16 protein-coding genes and 1 tRNA gene are annotated in these 17897 nt (G+C 67.0%); 5 read left to right on the top strand and 12 right to left on the bottom strand.

Annotated features, from left to right (window positions below; all coding sequences use genetic code 11):
- Positions 1-63 precede the first annotated feature (63 nt).
- The 3 genes from parC to AC3DET_RS03225 all read right to left on the bottom strand — a co-directional run bounded on the left by parC (position 64) and on the right by AC3DET_RS03225 (position 4443).
- Complete coding sequence (parC, locus tag AC3DET_RS03235) at positions 64-2307, bottom strand: DNA topoisomerase IV subunit A (protein WP_488390695.1); 2244 nt, start codon at positions 2305-2307, stop codon at positions 64-66.
- Positions 2308-2365: 58 nt separating this feature from the next.
- Positions 2366-4186 (bottom strand): SLC13 family permease, encoded by a 1821-nt coding sequence (locus tag AC3DET_RS03230; RefSeq protein WP_488390694.1) that lies wholly within the window; start codon positions 4184-4186, stop codon positions 2366-2368.
- Between the two features lie 172 nt (positions 4187-4358).
- A tRNA-Leu gene (locus AC3DET_RS03225) sits at positions 4359-4443 on the bottom strand.
- 93 nt (positions 4444-4536) lie between these two features.
- On the opposite strand from AC3DET_RS03225, the gene rnr reads away from it, so the two are divergent.
- The 4 genes from rnr (at position 4537) to AC3DET_RS03205 (ending at position 9858) form a co-directional block, all read left to right on the top strand.
- Entirely contained in the window at positions 4537-7041 is a 2505-nt protein-coding gene (gene rnr, locus AC3DET_RS03220; protein WP_446537485.1) for a ribonuclease R, read from the top strand.
- A gap of 350 nt (positions 7042-7391) precedes the next feature.
- Complete coding sequence (locus AC3DET_RS03215) at positions 7392-7862, top strand: GFA family protein (RefSeq protein ID WP_488390693.1); 471 nt, start codon at positions 7392-7394, stop codon at positions 7860-7862.
- Positions 7863-7913: 51 nt separating this feature from the next.
- Positions 7914-8657, top strand: a complete 744-nt coding sequence (gene rlmB, locus AC3DET_RS03210) for a 23S rRNA (guanosine(2251)-2'-O)-methyltransferase RlmB (RefSeq protein ID WP_337730272.1) — start codon at positions 7914-7916, stop codon at positions 8655-8657.
- A gap of 10 nt (positions 8658-8667) precedes the next feature.
- Positions 8668-9858: a DmpA family aminopeptidase gene (locus AC3DET_RS03205; protein ID WP_488390692.1), complete on the top strand. Its 1191-nt coding sequence runs from the start codon at positions 8668-8670 to the stop codon at positions 9856-9858.
- 12 nt (positions 9859-9870) lie between these two features.
- Here the strand turns inward: AC3DET_RS03205 and AC3DET_RS03200 are convergent, their stop codons facing one another.
- Positions 9871-10410, bottom strand: coding sequence for a helix-turn-helix domain-containing protein (locus tag AC3DET_RS03200; protein WP_225590811.1), 540 nt, complete (start codon positions 10408-10410; stop codon positions 9871-9873).
- Positions 10411-10525: 115 nt separating this feature from the next.
- Between AC3DET_RS03200 and rhtA the strand changes: the two genes are divergently transcribed.
- Entirely contained in the window at positions 10526-11413 is an 888-nt protein-coding gene (gene rhtA / locus AC3DET_RS03195; RefSeq protein WP_488390691.1) for a threonine/homoserine exporter RhtA, read from the top strand.
- Between the two features lie 10 nt (positions 11414-11423).
- Here rhtA and rnt read toward each other — a convergent pair whose 3' ends face one another.
- The 8 genes from rnt to pstC form a co-directional block, all read right to left on the bottom strand.
- Positions 11424-12053 carry a ribonuclease T gene (gene rnt, locus AC3DET_RS03190; protein WP_225590812.1) on the bottom strand — a complete coding sequence of 210 codons (630 nt, stop codon included), beginning with the start codon at positions 12051-12053 and terminating at the stop codon, positions 11424-11426.
- A gap of 211 nt (positions 12054-12264) precedes the next feature.
- Positions 12265-13014 carry an HvfC family RiPP maturation protein gene (locus AC3DET_RS03185; RefSeq protein ID WP_488390690.1) on the bottom strand — a complete coding sequence of 250 codons (750 nt, stop codon included), beginning with the start codon at positions 13012-13014 and terminating at the stop codon, positions 12265-12267.
- Positions 13007-13858 carry an HvfB family MNIO-type RiPP peptide maturase gene (locus AC3DET_RS03180; RefSeq protein WP_488390689.1) on the bottom strand — a complete coding sequence of 284 codons (852 nt, stop codon included), beginning with the start codon at positions 13856-13858 and terminating at the stop codon, positions 13007-13009. The genes AC3DET_RS03185 and AC3DET_RS03180 overlap by 8 nt, the downstream gene beginning before the upstream one ends.
- A 60-nt stretch (positions 13859-13918) precedes the next feature.
- Positions 13919-14329 carry an HvfA family oxazolone/thioamide-modified RiPP metallophore gene (locus tag AC3DET_RS03175; protein ID WP_488390688.1) on the bottom strand — a complete coding sequence of 137 codons (411 nt, stop codon included), beginning with the start codon at positions 14327-14329 and terminating at the stop codon, positions 13919-13921.
- 149 nt (positions 14330-14478) lie between these two features.
- Positions 14479-15189 carry a phosphate signaling complex protein PhoU gene (gene phoU, locus AC3DET_RS03170; RefSeq protein WP_337730266.1) on the bottom strand — a complete coding sequence of 237 codons (711 nt, stop codon included), beginning with the start codon at positions 15187-15189 and terminating at the stop codon, positions 14479-14481.
- A gap of 8 nt (positions 15190-15197) precedes the next feature.
- Positions 15198-16016: a phosphate ABC transporter ATP-binding protein PstB gene (gene pstB / locus AC3DET_RS03165; protein WP_192200611.1), complete on the bottom strand. Its 819-nt coding sequence runs from the start codon at positions 16014-16016 to the stop codon at positions 15198-15200.
- Positions 16009-16860, bottom strand: a complete 852-nt coding sequence (gene pstA, locus AC3DET_RS03160) for a phosphate ABC transporter permease PstA (protein WP_192200612.1) — start codon at positions 16858-16860, stop codon at positions 16009-16011. Before pstA ends, pstB begins: the two co-directional genes overlap by 8 nt.
- Positions 16860-17831, bottom strand: a complete 972-nt coding sequence (pstC, locus tag AC3DET_RS03155; protein ID WP_192200613.1) for a phosphate ABC transporter permease subunit PstC — start codon at positions 17829-17831, stop codon at positions 16860-16862. The genes pstA and pstC overlap by 1 nt, the downstream gene beginning before the upstream one ends.
- Positions 17832-17897 lie beyond the last annotated feature (66 nt).

Genomic DNA, 17897 nt, shown 5'->3' with positions numbered 1-17897 from the left:
GCCGCCCTGTTGCATGCAGGTCGTCGCGATCACGAACGCGCCGCAGCGCGTCCATGCGGTGGACTACTGGACATCCAGTCCATCGACCTTCTGCCAACCCCGCGGCAACAACCCACCCCGCGTCGCTCGCGCACCGACGTAGGCATCCAGGTCCTTGAACGACAGGCTCATCGTGCGCTGGCCGCTTTTCACCTGCAGCGTGCCGCCGGGCGACACCGCGGCGATGGCGACGACATGCTCGGTGCCCAGCTTGGCCTTCGGGATTTCGATGATCTTGTTGCCCTTGCCCTTGTCGAGTTCCGGCAGTTCGCTGACGGGGAACGCCAGCAGGTGGCCGGCGCTGGTCACCGCGACGATGCGGTCGGTTTCCGCATTCGGCACCGCCGACGGTTGCAGTACATGGGCACCGGCGGTCAGGTTGAGCATGGCCTTGCCGGCCTTCTGGCGACCGGTGAGGTTCTCGAAGCGGGTCACGAAGCCGTAGCCATGCGACGAGGCCAGCACGAAGCGCGTGTCGTTGTCGCCGCTGGCCAGCGCCTGGAACGATGCGCCCGCGGCAGGAGAGAACCGGCCCGTGAGGGGCTCGCCATTGCCGCGCGCCGATGGCAGCGTGTGCACGGCGGTGGAATAGCTGCGGCCCTCCGAATCGAGGAACGCCACCTGCTGCGTACTGCGCGAACGCACCGCTGCGAGCAGGCTGTCGCCGTCGCGGTAGGAAAGCGTGGCCGCATCCATGTCGTGGCCCTTGGCCGCACGGATCCAGCCCTTCGCCGACATCACGACCGTCATCGGCTCGCTGGCAACCAGTTCGGTTTCATCCAGCGCCTGTGCGGCATCGCGTTGCACCAGCGGCGACATGCGCGCGTCGCCGAATTTCTTCGCATCGGCGGTGAGCTCGTCCTTGATCAGCTTTTTCAGCCTGGCCTTGGAGTCCAGCGTGGCGATCAGCTTCTCGCGCTCGCTGGCGAGTTCGTCCTGCTCGCCGCGGATCTTCATTTCCTCAAGGCGGGCGAGTTGCTTCAGCCTGGTGTCGAGGATGTAGTCCGCCTGCTCCTCGCTCAATGCGAAGCGTGCGATCAGCGCGGCCCTGGGCTCGTCCTCGGTGCGGATGATGCGGATGACTTCATCCAGGTTGAGGAACGCCACCAGCAGGCCTTCCAGCAGGTGCAGGCGGCGCTCGACTTTTTCCAGCCGGCGCTTCAGGCGGCGGGTGACGGTGTCGCTGCGGAAGGCCAGCCACTCGGTCAGCAGCATCTTCAGGTTCTTGACCTGCGGCCGGCCATCCAGTCCGATGATGTTGAGGTTGACCCGGTAACTCTTCTCCAGGTCGGTCGTGGCGAACAGGTGGCCCATCAGCTGTTCGGCATCCACGCGGTTGGAGCGCGGGATCAGCACCACGCGCACGGGGTTGGCGTGGTCGGATTCGTCGCGGATGTCTTCCAGCCAGGGCAGCTTTTTCGCGCGCATCTGGGCGGCGATCTGTTCGATCACCTTCGACGGCGAGACCTGGTAGGGCAGGGCATCGATGACGATGTTGGCGTTGTCCTTGCGCCAGACGGCGCGCGCGCGGACGCTGCCGGTACCGTTTTCGTACATCGCGCGCAGGTCCGATGGCGCGGTGATGATCTCGGCCCTGGTGGGGTAGTCGGGGCCCCGCACGTGCTCGCACAGGTCGGCGACGGTGGCATCCGGGTCGTCGATCAGCCGGATGCAGGCGCTGACGATCTCGTTGAGATTGTGGGGCGGCACGTCGGTGGCCATGCCGACCGCGATGCCGGTGGTGCCGTTGAGCAGCAGGTGCGGCAGGCGCGCCGGCAACCAGGTGGGCTCCTCCAGCGTGCCGTCGAAATTGGGCGTCCAGTCCGCCGTGCCCTGGCCCAGCTCGCCCAGCAGCACTTCGGCGATCGGCGTGAGCTTGGATTCCGTGTAGCGCATGGCCGCGAACGACTTGGGATCGTCGGGCGAGCCGAAGTTGCCCTGGCCTTCGATCAGCGGATAGCGGTAGGAGAACGGCTGTGCCATCAGCACCAGTGCCTCGTAGCACGCGCTGTCGCCGTGCGGGTGGTATTTGCCGATGACGTCGCCGACGGTACGCGCGGACTTCTTCGGCTTGGCGCCGGCATTCAGGCCCAGCTCGCTCATCGCATAGACGATGCGCCGCTGCACGGGCTTCAGACCGTCGCCGATGAAGGGCAGGGCGCGGTCGAGCACCACGTACATGGAGTAATCGAGGTAGGCGCGCTCGGCGTACTCGCGCAGCGGTATCTGCTCGAAGCCGTGGAAGGTGGGGCGGATCGTTTCGGTCATTGCGGGCTTGCAGTCTGCAGGTCGTGGTCGACCCCGCCATTCTACCCGCCGCCCCGTCTCACCCGATGCTACCGGGCAGCAACGGACCGTCCAGCCACAGCCAGCGCGCCAGCCACGCCGTGGTGAAGGCGATGCCCAGCGTGAGCGGAACGCCGACGCGCAGGAAATCGCCGAAGGTGTAGCGGCCGGGGTTGAGGATCAGCAGGTTGCCGTGGTGGCCGATCGGGGTGAGGAACGAGGCCACCGCTCCCATCGCCGTGCATACGACGAAGGGCACCGGGTTCAGCTCCAGGCCACCCGCCAGCGCCAGCGCGATGGGGGCGAGCAGTACCGTCGTCGCGGCGTCGGACAGGATCTGCGTCAGCAGCGCGGCGGTACCGAACATCACCAGCAGCAGCACCAGCGGCGACCAGTGTGCGGTGTGGTTGAGCAGCAGGTCCGCCACCAGCGCCGCAGTGCCGGTCTTCTCCATGGCGATGCCCAGCGGGATGACGCCGCCGATCATCACGAAGATACGCACGTCGATTTCCTGGTAGGCGCGCTCGATGTCCACGCAGCGCGTGAGCACCATGGCGACCGCGCCGGCAAGGAAGGCGATGTGCGGCGCGAGCACCTCGGTGGCCGCGGCCGCCACCGCCGCCGCCATGATCAGCAGGGCGATGGGCGCACGACGACGCGGCTTCTCCCTGCCACCGAACGGCATCAGCATCAGGAAGCCGTGATGGGCCGCCAGCGGTTCGAGATTCTGCTGCTGGCCCCACAGCACGAGCAGGTCGCCCTCCTGCAGCACCATTTCCGAGAGCTCGCCATGCAGCCAGCCTTCGCGGCGCCACAGGCCGACCACCACCACGCCCAGGTTCCGCAGGAAATCGATGTCGGCGACGCTGCGGCCGACGAACTCGGAATGCGGCGCGACCACGGCCTGTACCAGCTGCTCTTCGCCCAGGGCTTCGGTCTTCGGTTGGTCGTTTGGTTTTTCGCCGTACTTGGCCACGGCATGCAGGGCCAAGCCGGGCTCATTGCGGATGGAGGCGATCTCGTCCGGCGAGGCCCGCACCAGCAGCACATCCCCGGCATCGAGCTTGCCGTCCATCCGCTGGTTGCGGCGACGCATGCCCTGGCGCAGCCAGTCCACCACCTGGAGCCGCTTGTCGAACGCTTCGGCGAATTCGCCGCGCGTCTTGCCCACCCACGGCGAGGCTTCTTCCACCAGCAGTTCGGTGTAGTAGCGGTCCAGCTTCAGGTAGTCGCCCTGCGGTGTTTCACCCTCGCGCTTGGGTACCAGCCAGCGTCCCAGCAGCATGTAGGCGGTCCCCAGCACCACCAGGGCGGCACCGATGGGCGTGATGGCGAAGATGTCCAGCCCCGGCAATCCCGCGCGCTTGATCAGGTCGTTGGACAGCAGGAAGGCGGGCGCGCTGAACAAGGTCAGCGTGGTGCCGAGCGATGCCGCCAGCGACATCGGCATCAGCAGGCGCGATGCGGCAAGCTTCTGCTCGCGGGCGATCCGCATCAGGATGGGCAGCATCATCGCGGTGACCATCACGTGGTGCGAGAACGCCGCCAGTGCGGCAGTGGCGGGCATCACCACGGCGATCGTGCGCCATTCGCTGCCGCCGGCCGCCCTGCCGATGCCGGCACCGATGCGTTCGGTGATGCCGGTGGCGGACAAGCCGGCCGACAGCACGAACACGGCGGCGACGATGATCGCCGGTTCGCTGGCGAAGCCCGACAGCGCTTCCTTCGGGCCGAGGATGCCCGTCAGCGTGAGCGCGAGCAGCGCAAGCAGCGCGACCAGGTCGACGCGGAGTTTTTCGCTGACGAACAGACCCAACGTGATTGCCAGGATGGCAAGGAAGAGGATCTGCTGGAACTCCATTCGCGCCCCCTGTGTTCGATGTCGGGTCGGATGTCAGGCGCCCAGCCTAACGCGTGCGGCGATGCGTGCGCCCGGCGTCGTCGCGGGGACCGGCGGGTGCGTCGTGACGAAGCACGCAGGCCGGAACCCCGAAAACAAGAAACCCCCGCTTGCGCGAGGGTTTCGTGATGCGTGGTGCCCAGGAGAGGACTCGAACCTCCACGGTTTTACCCGCTAGTACCTGAAACTAGTGCGTCTACCAATTCCGCCACCTGGGCAGGTAAGCGAGGCGCGCATTTTGTGGGGAGTGCGGGGGATTGTCAACGGTCCCCTTCGCATGGCGTTGTTCAGGCGGGGTGTACCATCCCCCCATGACCAACAAGACACCACGCAGCGGCGGCAAGACGCCCGCCGGGAAAGGAAGCAAGCCAGGCGGCACGCCCGGTTCCCGCAACGCCGGCAAGCCGGCCCCCTCTGGCAAGTCCGGCAAGCCCGGCAAGCCGGCCAAGAAGAGCCTCCCGCCCTGGATGCCCGATGTGCCCGCGCGAGCGCCGTCCCGCACGCATGCCGGCGCACCGCCCGCGCGCCGCAACCCCGGCTCCGGATCACGTACGGGCGGTCGTTTCGTCGATCCGCATGCGCAACGCGAAGCGCAACGTTATGAACAACCCATCGCCAGTCGCGAGGCCATCCTCGGCTTCCTCGAAGCAGCGGAAGGTCCGCAGACGGCGGAGGAAATCGCCGGTCCACTGGGCCTGGACGCACCCGAGCGTTTCGATGCGCTGTCCAAGCGGCTGGGCGCGATGGTCCGCGATGGCCAACTCGTGCAGAACCGGCGCGGCGGTTTCGCGCCGGTGCAGCAGACCGACCTCATCTCCGGCACGGTGATCGCCAATCCCGACGGCTTCGGTTTCCTGCGTCCTGATGCGGGCGGCGACGACCTGTTCCTGCCGCCCTACGAAATGCGCAAGGTCATGCATGGCGACCGCGCGCTGGCCAACGTCACCGGCATCGATCGCCGCGGTCGTCGCGAAGGCAGCATCGCACGCGTGCTGGAGCGTGGCGTCACCCGCCTGATCGGGCGGTTCGGTTTCGAAGTGGGCATCGCCTACGTGGCGCCCGACGACAAGCGCATCCAGCGCAACGTCCAGATCCCGCAGGACGCGACCGGTGGCGCGCGCGACGGCCAGCTCGTCGTGGTCGAACTGACCCAGGCGCCGGACACCCGGCGCCCGCCCATCGGCAAGGTCATCGCTGTGCTCGGCGACAGCCTGACGCCATCGCTGGTGGTCGAGGCTGCGATCCACGGCCACAACCTGCCGCACGAGTTCCCGCAGGAGGTGCTGGACGAGGCCACGGCCGTGCCGCTGGTCATCGAGCCCTCGATGATCGGCGATCGCGTGGACCTGCGCGACATGCCGCTGGTGACCATCGACGGCGCCGATGCGAAGGACTTCGACGATGCGGTGTATTGCGAAAGCAATCGCCAGGGCCTGCGCATGAAGAACCGCAGCGGCTACCGCCTGGTGGTGGCCATCGCCGATGTCTCGCACTACGTGCGCCCGGGTACGCCGCTGGATGATGAAGCGCAGAAGCGCGCGACCTCGGTGTACTTCCCGGGTTTCGTGGTGCCCATGCTGCCGGAGACATTGTCCAACGGCATCTGCTCGCTGAATCCGAAAGTGGACCGCATGTGTTTCGTCTGCGACATGCAGGTCAACAGCGAGGGCGAAGTCACCCAGTCGAAGTTCTACGAGGCGGTGATGCGCTCGCACGCACGCCTCACCTACGACCAGGTGTGGAAGGCAGTGGGCGAGGGCGACGCCGAGGCCCGCCAGTCCATCGGCGCCTTGCTGCCGCAGGTCGAGCGCCTGCACGAGCTGTATGGCCTGCTGGCCAAGGCGCGCGAGAAGCGTGGGGCGATCGAGTTCGAGACGTCCGAAGTCCGCTTCGAGCTGGACAACCGCGGGGAAGTCACCCAGGCCGGCATGTTGCAGCGGAACGATGCGCACAAGCTGATCGAGGAATGCATGATCGCGGCCAACGTGGAAGCCGCCAGGTTCCTGCTGGGCGCGCGCATTCCCGCGCCGTACCGTGTGCATGACCGGCCGCCGGAATCCAAGTACGCCGACCTGCTCGAGTTCCTGAAGGAATTCAAGTTGAGCCTGCCGGCCTGGAGCAAGGTGCAGCCACGGGATTTCACCCAGCTGCTGAAGAAGATCCGCGAGCGTCCCGACGTGGCCCTGCTGGAATCGGTGGTGCTGCGCAGCCAGAGCCTGGCGGTCTACTCGCCGGACAATGCGGGCCATTTCGGCCTGGCACTGGAGGCCTACGCGCACTTCACGTCGCCCATCCGCCGGTATCCCGACCTGCTCGTGCACCGCGCCATCAAGTACGCGCTGACCAAGGGCAAACCGGAGAAATTCCTGTATTCCGCGCACGAGATGGCGGCCCTTTCGCTGCAGTGTTCAGAGCGCGCGCGACGCGCCGACGAAGCCGAGCGTGAAGTCGATGAGCGCTACCGTGCGGCGTGGATGGAGCAGCATGTCGGCGGCCAGTTCGACGGCGTGATCAGCGGCGTCACCAGCTTTGGCCTGTTCGTGGAGCTGGACCAGTCCAAGGTCAACGGCCTGGTCCACGTGACCCAGCTGCCGCAGGACTATTACCACTTCGATCCGCTGCGCAAGACATTGTCGGGCGAGCGCCGCGGCATGTCGTTCCGCCTGGGCGACCGCGTCCGCATCATCGTGCTGAAGGCCAGCCTGGAGGAACGCAAGATCGACTTCCGCCTGGTCGACGACAAGGCGAAAGACGGTGGCACGCCCTCGCCCCAGCCGCGTGGGCAGCCGGCCAAGCGCAGGAAGCAGAAGTACTGATTGAAGCCTGTCGTCCCAGCGCACGCTGGGACCCAGCTTGATCTTGGCTTTCTTCAAGGACCTGCGTGAAACGGCAGCATCAGGATGGATCCCGGCTTCCGCCGGGATGACGATCAAGGGCGGCACCGTCGTCCCAGCGCACGCTGGAACCCATTTTGATCTTCGCTCTCTTCGCACGGACCTGCGTGCAACGGCAGCATCAGGATGGATCCCGGCTACCGCCGGGATGACGATCAAAGGCGACACTGTCGTCCGGTGCTTGTGGGATGACGGGACCCTTGTCGTCGGGCGTTGCAGGATGGGCGTGCTCCTGCAACGACATGCGCATCCCACGCCAGGAGCGTCAGTCCATGTCCATCCCGACCCACTCCGGTGGCTGCCAATGCGGCGCGATCCGCTTCCGCGTCAGCGGCGAGCTGAAGGACGCTTCCATCTGCCATTGCCGCATGTGCCAGAAAGCATTCGGTGCGTACTACGCGCCGCTGGTGTCCACGCGCGGCGCGGTGCTGGCGTGGACGCGGGGCGAACCGAAGCGCTTCCGCTCGTCCAACGTCGTCCGGCGCGGCTTCTGTGCCGACTGCGGCACGCCGCTGACCTATGAGGCGCCCGACGGCGTGGCGCTGGCCGCGGGGGCATTCGACGACCCCTCGGGATTGCCGCCGTGGGTGCAGTACGGGGTGGAAGGCAAGCTGCCGTACGTGGATACCCTGCCTGCATTGCCGCAGCGGCGCACCGAGGAAGACGAGGCGGCGGCCTTTCTTGCCGGAGTGGTGTCGTTCCAGCATCCCGACCACGACACGGCCGCGTGGCCGCCGCGCTGAGCGACCGGTCGGTGCGATAATGCCGGCCTTTCCAACGCGGCCGTACAGCGCATGAGCAAGCAGAACCAGTGGATCGTCGGCGTCAACGCGGTCGCTTCGGCCGTCGAGAACGATGCCGACAACGTGCGCGAGATCCTGATCGAGGGAGGCAGCAAGAACGCGCGCCTGACCGAGATCGAGGAGAACGCACGTCGCAAGGGCATCGACGTGCGTCGCGTCACCGGGCAGGCGCTGGACGGCGTGGCCGGCGCGTTGCGCCACCAGGGCGTGGCCGCGCGCTATGCCGCTGCCAGGACCTGGGACGAGAACGAACTGCAGGGTCTGGTGGAAGCCGCCGAAGGCAAAGCGCTGTTGCTGGTGCTGGACGGCGTGCAGGATCCGCACAATCTTGGCGCCTGCCTGCGCAGCGCCGCCGCGGCCGGCGTCACCGCCGTGATCATTCCCAAGGACAAGTCGGTCGGCGTCAACGCGACCGTGCGCAAGACGTCGGCCGGTGCGGCCGACCGCATTCCGGTCGTGCAGGTCACCAATCTCTCGCGTTGCCTGCGCGACCTGCAGCAGCTCGGCGTGTGGATCTATGGTCTGGCCGGCGAGGCGGATGCCTCGCTGTACGCCACAGACCTGCGCGGCAACGTGGCGCTGGCGCTGGGCGGCGAAGCCGATGGCCTGCGTCGCCTGACCCGCGAGCATTGCGACGGGCTGGTGAAGATTCCCATGCCCGGCGACATCGAAAGCCTCAACGTGTCGGTCGCGGCCGGCGTCACCCTGTTCGAGGCCGTCCGCCAGCGCCAGTAAAGGAGTCCCCATGTCCCGCACGCCGCATCCTTCGTTCCCTCGACTGGCGGCGCTGCTGCTGGGGCTGTCCTCGCTCACCGCCATCGCGCAGGAAGCGCCGCGCGCACGGGCCCGCGACCTCGGTGTCGCCCCCGGCATCTTCGCGACCGGCACGCACAATGCCATCACCGATGTCGCCGGCGTGCGCGTCGGACAGGTGACGCTGAAGGAAGGCGACACCGTGCGGACCGGTGTCACCGCAATCCTGCCGCATGCGGGCAACACGTACCGCTCGCGCGTGCCGGCCGCAGTGCATGTCGGCAACGGGTTCGGCAAGTTCATCGGCAGCACCCAGGTCAACGAACTGGGCGAACTGGAAACCCCCATCCTGCTGACATGCACCCTGTGCGTGTGGAAGGCGGCGGATGCAATGGCGGCCTGGATGCTGGACAAGCCGGGCATGCAGCAGGTGCGTTCGCTCAACGTGGTCGTCGGTGAAACCAATGACGGCGGTCTCAACGACATCCGTGCCCGTCCGGTGACGGCCGAGGCGGTGCGGGGCGCGCTTGAAGCCGCCCATGATGGTCCGGTGCAGGAAGGCAGCGTGGGCGCCGGTACGGGTACGGTGGCGTTCGGCTGGAAGGGCGGCATCGGTACGTCCTCGCGCAAGCTGCCCGGTTCGCTGGGAGGTTGGACGGTCGGCGTGCTGGTACAAAGCAATTTCGGTGGCGTGCTGCAGGTATCCGGTGCGCCGGTGGGCCGTGAACTGGCGCGTTACGCGTTCCAGGATGCCGTCGCGGTGCGCGCCGGTGCTGGCCGCGGTCCTGCGGATGATCGCGGGGACGGATCGATCATCATCGTCATCGCCACCGATGCGCCGCTGGGCGACCGCAACCTGCGGCGCGTCGCCTCGCGCGCAATGATGGGGCTGGGCCGGACGGGCAGTTCGGCGTCCAATGGCAGCGGGGACTACATCCTCGCGTTCTCCACCGCCGAGTCGGTGCGGCGCGCCTTCGATGCGCCCCGGCTGGAAACCGCCGAACTCGCGAACGAGCAGATGAGCGCGGTATTCCAGGCCAGCGTGGAAGCGGTGGAAGAGGCGATCTACAACTCGCTGTTCATGGCCACCACCGTCAGTGGCAATGGCGAGACGGTCGAGGCGATTCCGCTGGACCGCGTACGTGACGTGCTGCGCCGCCATGGCATTGCGCCCACGCGGTAGTCCCGTGCGAGTTCAGTGCGCCACGTTGCGGATGAAGCGCAGCGGTGTGTCGCCATCGTTGCGATAGGCGTAGTCGCGGTCGCTGGGGAACACGAAGAAATCGCCCGCATCGACCGCATGTTCTCCGTCGGGCAGTTCCACCACCAGCGTGCCTTCGATGACGAAGAACATTTCGTGCCATCCGCTCGGGTCGGCCGCCGAGGTGTAGCGGTCCCCGGGCATCAACGTCCAGGCCCACAGTTCCACGTCGTGGGTTGCCGGTGCGCTGGCCAGCAGCACGCCCTGCGAGCCCGGCGTGCGCCCGCTCCAGACCAGGGCTTCGATGCGGTCCCGGCTCGGATTGCCCGGCGCCTTCACCAGGTCGGCGAACGTCACCTCCAACGCCTCGGCGATCCGGTCGAGGGTATTGAGGCTGACATTGGCATCCCCGGATTCGATCCCGACCAGCATGCGGCGGCTGACGTCCGAGGCATCCGCCAACGCCTGTTGGCTGAGGCCGGCTGCGGTCCGCAGGCGGCGGACGTTCTCGGCAACGTGTTCAAGTACGCTCATGGGCAGGGGTTGCGCACTATATTGCGCATCCGGTAAGCTTCGATGTGCGCAATATAGTGCGCAATTCGTTCATCCTTCAAGCGCGGCGCTTCCGGCGTCCGCAGGTAGTGTCGCCATGTCGTCCCCGAATTCCCCCGTGCCCGCCCACTGGCAGCCGATCGCGCTGCTGCTCGTCGCCATGCTGTCCATCCAGGCCGGCGCGTCGATGGCGAAGAGCCTGTTCCCGGCGGTGGGTGCCACCGGCGCCACCGCGTTGCGGCTGGCGCTGGCGACATTGATCCTGGTGATGGTGTTCCGCCCGTGGCGGGTACGCATCACGCGGGCGCAGTGGCCGCTGCTGCTGTTCTACGGCGCCTCGCTGGGGCTGATGAACCTGCTGTTCTACAAGGCCCTGGAAACGGTGCCGCTGGGCATTGCCGTCGCGCTCGAATTCACCGGTCCGCTCGCCGTGGCGCTGTTCGGTTCCCGCCATCTGCGCGACGTCGTCTGGGTGGCGTTGGCCGTCGCCGGACTGGTCCTGCTGGTGCCGGAGCAGGGCGCCCAGGCAGTGGACCTCGTGGGGGTGGCGTACGCGCTCGGCGCGGGTGCGTGCTGGGCGATGTACATCGTGTTCGGCCAGAAGGCCGGCAACGCGCATGGCCCGCAGACGGTCGCGATAGGCAGCTGCATTGCTGCGGCGGTGGCGGTGCCGTTCGGTGTCGCGCACGCCGGGGCAGCGCTGCTGGCGCCTGCATTGTTGCCCGTGGCGCTGGCGGTGGCACTGCTGTCCACCGCGATTCCCTACAGCCTGGAGATGGTCGCGCTGACGAAGATGCCCACGCGCACTTTCGGCATGCTGATGAGCCTGGAGCCGGCCATCGCCGCGTTGTGCGGCCTGCTGTTCCTGCACGAACGCCTGTCGATGCTGCAGTGGCTGGCCATCGCCGCGATCATCGTCGCGTCGGCGGGTGCCGCGATGACGGCACGTCCGGTCGTGGCGGCCGCCGGCAGCGGCCAGGGGTGATGCAGCGCGCTCAGCCCAGTGGGCGCGGCCACGCATTGGCGATCTTGCAGAACAGCCGCGCTGTCTGCTCGGCATCGTAGACGGCGGAGTGCGCGTCCTCCGCATTCCAGTCGAAGCCCGCCGCCTGCACCGCGCGCGCCAGCACGGTCTGGCCGTAGGCCACGCCGGCGAGCGTCACCGTATCGAACACGCTGAAGGGATGGAACGGGTTGCGCTTGTGCGCCACGCGCGTGACCGCCGCATTGAGGAAGTTCAGGTCGAAGTGGGCGTTGTGGCCTACCAGGATCGCGCGTTGGCACCCGTGCTTCTTTACCGCCGCACGCACGGGCGCGAAGACATGGTCCAGCGCATCCTTTTCCTGTTTGGCGAAACGGAACGGGTGGTCGAGGTCGATGCCGGTGACTTCCAGCGACTTCGGATCGATTTCGGTGCCGGGCGCCGGATGCAGGTGCACGCTGGCGGTCTCGCCGCAGACCAGCAATCCGTTTTCGTCCAGGTCCAGCGGCACCGCAGCCATTTCCAGCAGTGCGTGGCGGTTCCAGTCGAAGCCGCCGGTCTCCACATCCACCACCACCGGCAGGTAACCGCGGAAGCGCTGGGCCATCGGGGTGATGCGGGTGGGTTCGGTGGCGTTTTCCATGTGGGAAAGGGTAGCAGACGGCGTGGCGCTTCTTCTGCTGGAAACCCAGCCGCGAGCTCGCAGTTGTAGGAGCGACGTGAGTCGCGACCGCACGCGATCGGCGTTCCGGTTCTCCCGGATCTTCGCGTAGCGGTCATGCGACACCTGCCTGTCGGACGGGCACGCGTGCGTCCCGGGTCTGCGGTCGCGACTCACGCCGCTCCTACAGAAGTCAGGGACGCGTACCCAGCAGCGTGCCTTCTTCACGCATACGGGAAAGCATGGCGCCCCCCTGGTCGACGAAGGCGGGCAGGTCACCCACGCCCGCTTCGACCGCGAGTTGCCGCAGCGCATCGCCACCGCTGCGACCGCCTTCGCCCAGCAGTTCCATCAGCCGGTACACCAACGGCGAGATGGCCGCGAATCTCACCTGGTGGCCGGCATCACGCCGGACGAGCAGCAAGGTCGGTTCGGAGGGCGCGGTGTCGGGCAGGTAATCCGGTCCGATGCGGTGCACGGGCCATTGATAGGCGAGCGCCCATGCGAAAGGCGATACCACCGGCTCACCCGTGACAAGGTCGCCGTCCGGCACGTGGGGTGGCACGGTGTCATCGGCGATCTGCAGCGCCAGTTCGACCCATTCGTAATGCGCCAGTTCGCGCAGCCAGGCAGGCAGTGAGTCGTTGCGCCCGGCACGTGACTCCAGGTAACGGATGAACTCGCGCGCCACTTCCGGAAACAGGGGCGTCCTGCTGCGGTGTTCGGCATAGAACTGCCGTACCAGCATGCACCAGGCATCGTCACCCAGGGTCTTGCGGATCACCGGGAAGTTGCCGGCCAGCAGGCTTTCGATGTTGTTGAAAAACAGGTCGCGATAGACCGCCAGCCGGCGTGCCTCGATGCCCGGTGGTGGCGGATGCGCCGAGGGATCGCGCAGGTGGCGCGACAGGGCGAATTGCTGGTCGCGCAGCGCGTCAGCCATGCAGCGCGTGTCCGTCGGAGGTCGCGTGCGCCGATTGCAGGTGACGGATGCGCTGGAGTTCCGCAGCGAGTTCGGCCAACGGAGGGAAATTGAAATCGCGCTCCAGCAGGGTAGGGCGCACGCCGTGCGTCGCATAGGCCAGTGACAGCAGCGACCACACATCGTCCTTTACCGGCGCGCCATGCGTGTCCACCCTGAGGTCGTCGGCTTCGTCGTAGTGGCCGGCGATGTGGTACGAGGCGATCCGCGCCGACGGCATGCGCGCCAGGAAACCACGCGCGTCGTAGCCATGGTTGATCGCATTGACGTAGATGTTGTTGACGTCCAGCAGCAGATCGCAGTCCGCTTCGGACAGCACCGCGATGATGAAGTCGGCTTCGTCCATCGCCTGGTAGGGCGCGGCGTAGTAGGAGACGTTCTCCACCGCGATGCGCCGGCCGAGGGCGTCCTGTGCCCGGCGGATGTGCGCCGCGACATGCCGCACCGCTTCCTCGGTGAAGGGAATCGGCATCAGGTCGTACAGGTGGCCGTCGTCGGTGCAGTAACTCAGGTGTTCGCTGTACAGCGCCACGCCGTGCTGGTCGAGGAAGCGGCGCGTGCGGGCGAGGAAGGTATCGTCCAGTGGTGCAACGCCGCCGAGCGACAGCGACAGGCCGTGGCAGGTCAGTGCATGGCGCGAGGACAAGGTCTGCAGCGCTTCACCGTAGCGGCCGCCCACGCCGATCCAGTTGTCCGGCGCGCATTCGAGGAAGTCGAACGCATCCGCCGGCGCCGCCAGCAGTTCGTCCAGCAGTGCGCGACGCAGGCCGAGGCCGGCGGAAGGGGCGGGCGGGGAGCGGTTCATTGCGACACGGCGACGTCCCGCCTTCCGGAAAAGACGGGACCGTCGTTCAGTGCGGACGGATCAGCCTTCGGTCTTCTTGTCGGCACCGCACTTGCCTTCGCCACACTTGCCTTCACCGCACTTGCCCTCGGTGCCCTTGGCACCGGCGTGGGCCTTGTGCTCGGCCGCGTCGATGAAGCCGTCCTTGTTGGTGTCGATGTCGGCGAACTTTCCGGCCTTGTCGGGATGCGCGGCGGCGAATTCGGCCTGCGAGACCTTGCCGTCCTTGTCGGTGTCGGCCTTGGCCATGCCGCACTTGCCTTCGCCGCATTTACCCTCACCGCACTTGCCTTCCCCCGCCTTGGCGGCCTCGGGTGCGGCCAGCAGGTAACCCTGCGCCAGTGGTTCCATCGCGAAGCTCGAACCGGCCAGCAGGATGCCGCCCGCCAGGGCAACGGCGATGGTGGCGGGCTTGGTGGTGTTCTTGGACATCGTGGTCTCTCCCGGGAATGTGCGGGGTATCCGCACCAACGTGGCGGGATTGTAGCCGCGGGACGTTAGCGGTTCGTGTGGGCAGGGGGCTGGAACGGAAACGCCCCGCAATGGCGGGGCGTTCCGGGTGCTGCGGTGCGGCGAAAGCCTCAGATGACGCCGGTGGTGCTGGTCTCGTCGCGCTTGTCGCGCGGGGGCAGCGGCTGCTCGCCATGCACCAGGAACCAGACGTTCTCGGCGATGTTGGTGGCGTGGTCGCCGATCCGCTCCAGGTTCTTGGCCATGAACAGCAGGTGGGTGCACGGGGTAATGTTGCGCGGGTCTTCCATCATGTAGGTCAGCAACTCGCGGAACAGCGCGGTGTAGTGCGCGTCCAGTTCGGCGTCGCGCGCGCGGACCTGGACGGCCTGTTCGGCATCGCCGTTCTGGTAGGCGAGGAGCACGTCGCGCACCTGGCGGGCCGCCAGCTTGCCGAGCGCGCGCAGGCCGGTGATCTGCGGCATCGGCGGCGACACGTTGAGGGCGATCGAACGCTTGGCCACGTTGGCCGCGTAGTCGCCGATGCGCTCGATGTCGGCCGGGATGCGCAGCCCGGCGAGGATCTCGCGCAGGTCGCGCGCCATCGGCCCGCGCAGGGCGAGGTGCATCACGTCGTGGCTGACCTGGTGCTCGATGGCGTCGATGGCTTCGTCGTTGGCGATGATGCGCTGGGCGGCCTTGTCGTCGCGGCGTTCGACCACGTCCAGCGCGGCCTCCAGCTGGGCGACGGCAGTCTCGCCCATGCGCACGATCTCGGCCACGATGCGGCGCTGTTCTTCGTCGTAGCTCTTCACGATATGGTCGTTCGGTTGGGTGTTCATGGGCGTCCTCAGCCGAAACGGCCGGTGATGTAGTCTTCCGTCTGCTGCTTGCCGGGGTTGGAGAAGATCGTCGACGTGACGTCGTGCTCCACCAGCTCGCCCAGGTACATGAAGGCCGTGTAGTCGGACACGCGCGCGGCCTGCTGCATGTTGTGCGTCACGATGGCGATGGTGTACTGGTGCTTCAGTTCCTCGATCAGCTGTTCGATCTTGCTGGTCGAGATGGGATCCAGCGCCGAGGTCGGCTCATCGAGCAGGATCACGTCCGGGCGCAGCGCCACGGCGCGCGCGATGCACAGGCGCTGCTGCTGGCCGCCGGACAGGCCCAGCGCGCTCTGCTTCAGCTTGTCCTTGGCCTCTTCCCACAGCGCGGCCTGGCGCAGCGCCTGTTCGACGCGCACGTCCATCTCGGCCTTGCCCAGGCGCTCATGGTGGCGGATGCCGTAGGCGACGTTCTCGTAGATCGTCATCGGGAACGGAACGGGCTTCTGGAACACCATGCCCACCTTGCTGCGCAGGCGGTTCATCGGGTACTTGGCGTCCAGGATGTTCTCCCCGTCCAGCGACACCACGCCGGTGGCGCGCAGCTTGGGATAGAGCGAATAGATGCGGTTGAACACGCGCAGCAGCGTGGACTTGCCGCAACCGGACGGACCGATCAGCGCCGTCACGCGCTTCTCGGGGATCTCCAGGTTGATGTTCTTCAGGGCGTGGTAGTCGCCGTAGTAGAAGTCCAGGTCCTTGGCGGCCAGCTTCACCTTGGCCTGCGCGCTGTGCTCGTCGTGGCGCTGGGTGGCAACGACCGAAATGCGGGCCGCGTCATTCATGGGTCACCTTGTTTCGAAGAAGGATGGTTCGCGCAGCCAGGCTGAGCAGGAGGACCAGGGCAGTCACCAGGAATGCACCGGCCCAGGCCAGCGAGTTCCACGAGTCGTAGGGGCTCATGGCGTACTGGAAGATCACCATGGGCAGGTTGGCCATCGACTGGTTGAGGTCGGTGCTCCAGAACTGGTTGTTGAAGGCGGTGAACAGCAACGGTGCGGTTTCGCCGCTGATGCGCGCCAGTGCCAGCAGCACGCCGGTGACGATGCCCGGCAATGCAGAACGCATCAGCACCTGCGTGGTCACCTTCCACTGCGGCACGCCCAGCGACAGCGCGGCCTCGCGCATCTGCTGCGGCACCAGCCGCAGCATCTCGTCGGTGGTGCGCACGATGACGGGCAGGGCGATGAATGCCAGAGCGACCGCACCGGCCCAGGCCGAGTAGTGGCCCATCTGCGCCACCATCACGGTGTAGATGAAGAGGCCCAGCACGATGGACGGTGCCGACAGCAGGATGTCGTTGACGAAGCGGACCGTTTCGCCCAGCCAGTGCTTGTTGGCGTACTCGGCCAGGTAGGTGCCGGCGGCCACACCGATGGGCGTGCCCAGCAGGATGGCCAGGAGGCTCATGACCACGCTGCCGAACAACGCGTTCGCCAGGCCGCCGGGTTCGTTCGGCGGCGGGGTCATCTGGGTGAACAGGTCCAGATTGAGGCTGCTCATGCCCTTGGTGATCGTGGTCCAGAGGATCCAGACCAGCCACATCAGGCCGAAGATCGCAGCCGCAATGGACAGCGTCAGCGCGACGCCGTTCTTGACCTTGCGGAAGGTGTACAGGGACGCGGACATCAGTTGCCCTCCCGCTTGGCCAGCTGGCGCAGCATCAGGCGGGCGATGGCCAGCACGATGAAGGTCAGCAGGAACAGGGTGAAGCCCAGCAGCAGCAGCGAGCCCTTGTGCAGCGGGTCGGTGGCCTCGGCGAATTCATTGGCGATCGTGGAGGCGATGGACGTGCCCGGTTCCAGCAGGGCGGCGCTGATCGTGTAGGCGTTGCCGATCACGAACGTCACCGCCATGGTTTCGCCGAGTGCCCGGCCCAGGCCGAGGAACACGCCGCCGATCACCGCCGAGCGCGTGTAGGGCAGCACCACGTCCCACACCACTTCCCATTTCGTGGAGCCCAGTGCGTACGCCGATTCCTTCAGGCGGCCCGGCACGGTCAGGAAGACCTCGCGCATCACCGACGACACGAACGGGATCACCATGATGGCCAGCACCAGCCCGGCGGTCAGCATGCCGATGCCGAGCGGCGGGCCGGACAGCACCGCGCCGATCAGCGGTAGCTGCCCCAGGTTGTCGTTGATCCACGGGTAGACGTGTTCGCTCAGCTGCGGCGCCAGCACGAACAGGCCCCACATGCCGTAGATGATCGAAGGAATGCCGGCCAGCAGCTCGATCGCCATCCCGACCGGGCCGCGCATCCACGCAGGCGCCACTTCGGTCAGGAACACCGCGATGCCGAAACTCACCGGCACCGCGATCAGCATGGCGACGCCGGCGCTGACCAGCGTGCCGAACACCGGCACCAGGGCGCCGAATTCGCGCGTGCCGACATTCCATTCGGTGCTGGTGAAGAAGCCCAGGCCGAAGGTCTGGAGGGCTTCGCGACCGCCCCACAGCATCGACAATGCGGCTGCGATCAGCGAGATCAGGACGAACATGCCGGCGCCGGTCATGGTCCAGCGGAACAGCTTGTCGGCACGCGCGTCGCGCGTGGTACGCACATCCGACAGGGAAGCGGGGAGAGCGGTGGCGTTCATGCAACCCGGGAGATAGGGGGGAGGGGCTGGTGCGAAGTGTTCAAGTGCACGTTGTCGCGGTTACCG

Source organism: Pseudoxanthomonas sp. 97-1-1, assembly GCF_057773125.1.
Note: the sequence above shows the minus strand (reverse complement) of the source record. Positions and strands in the feature narration are given on the sequence as shown.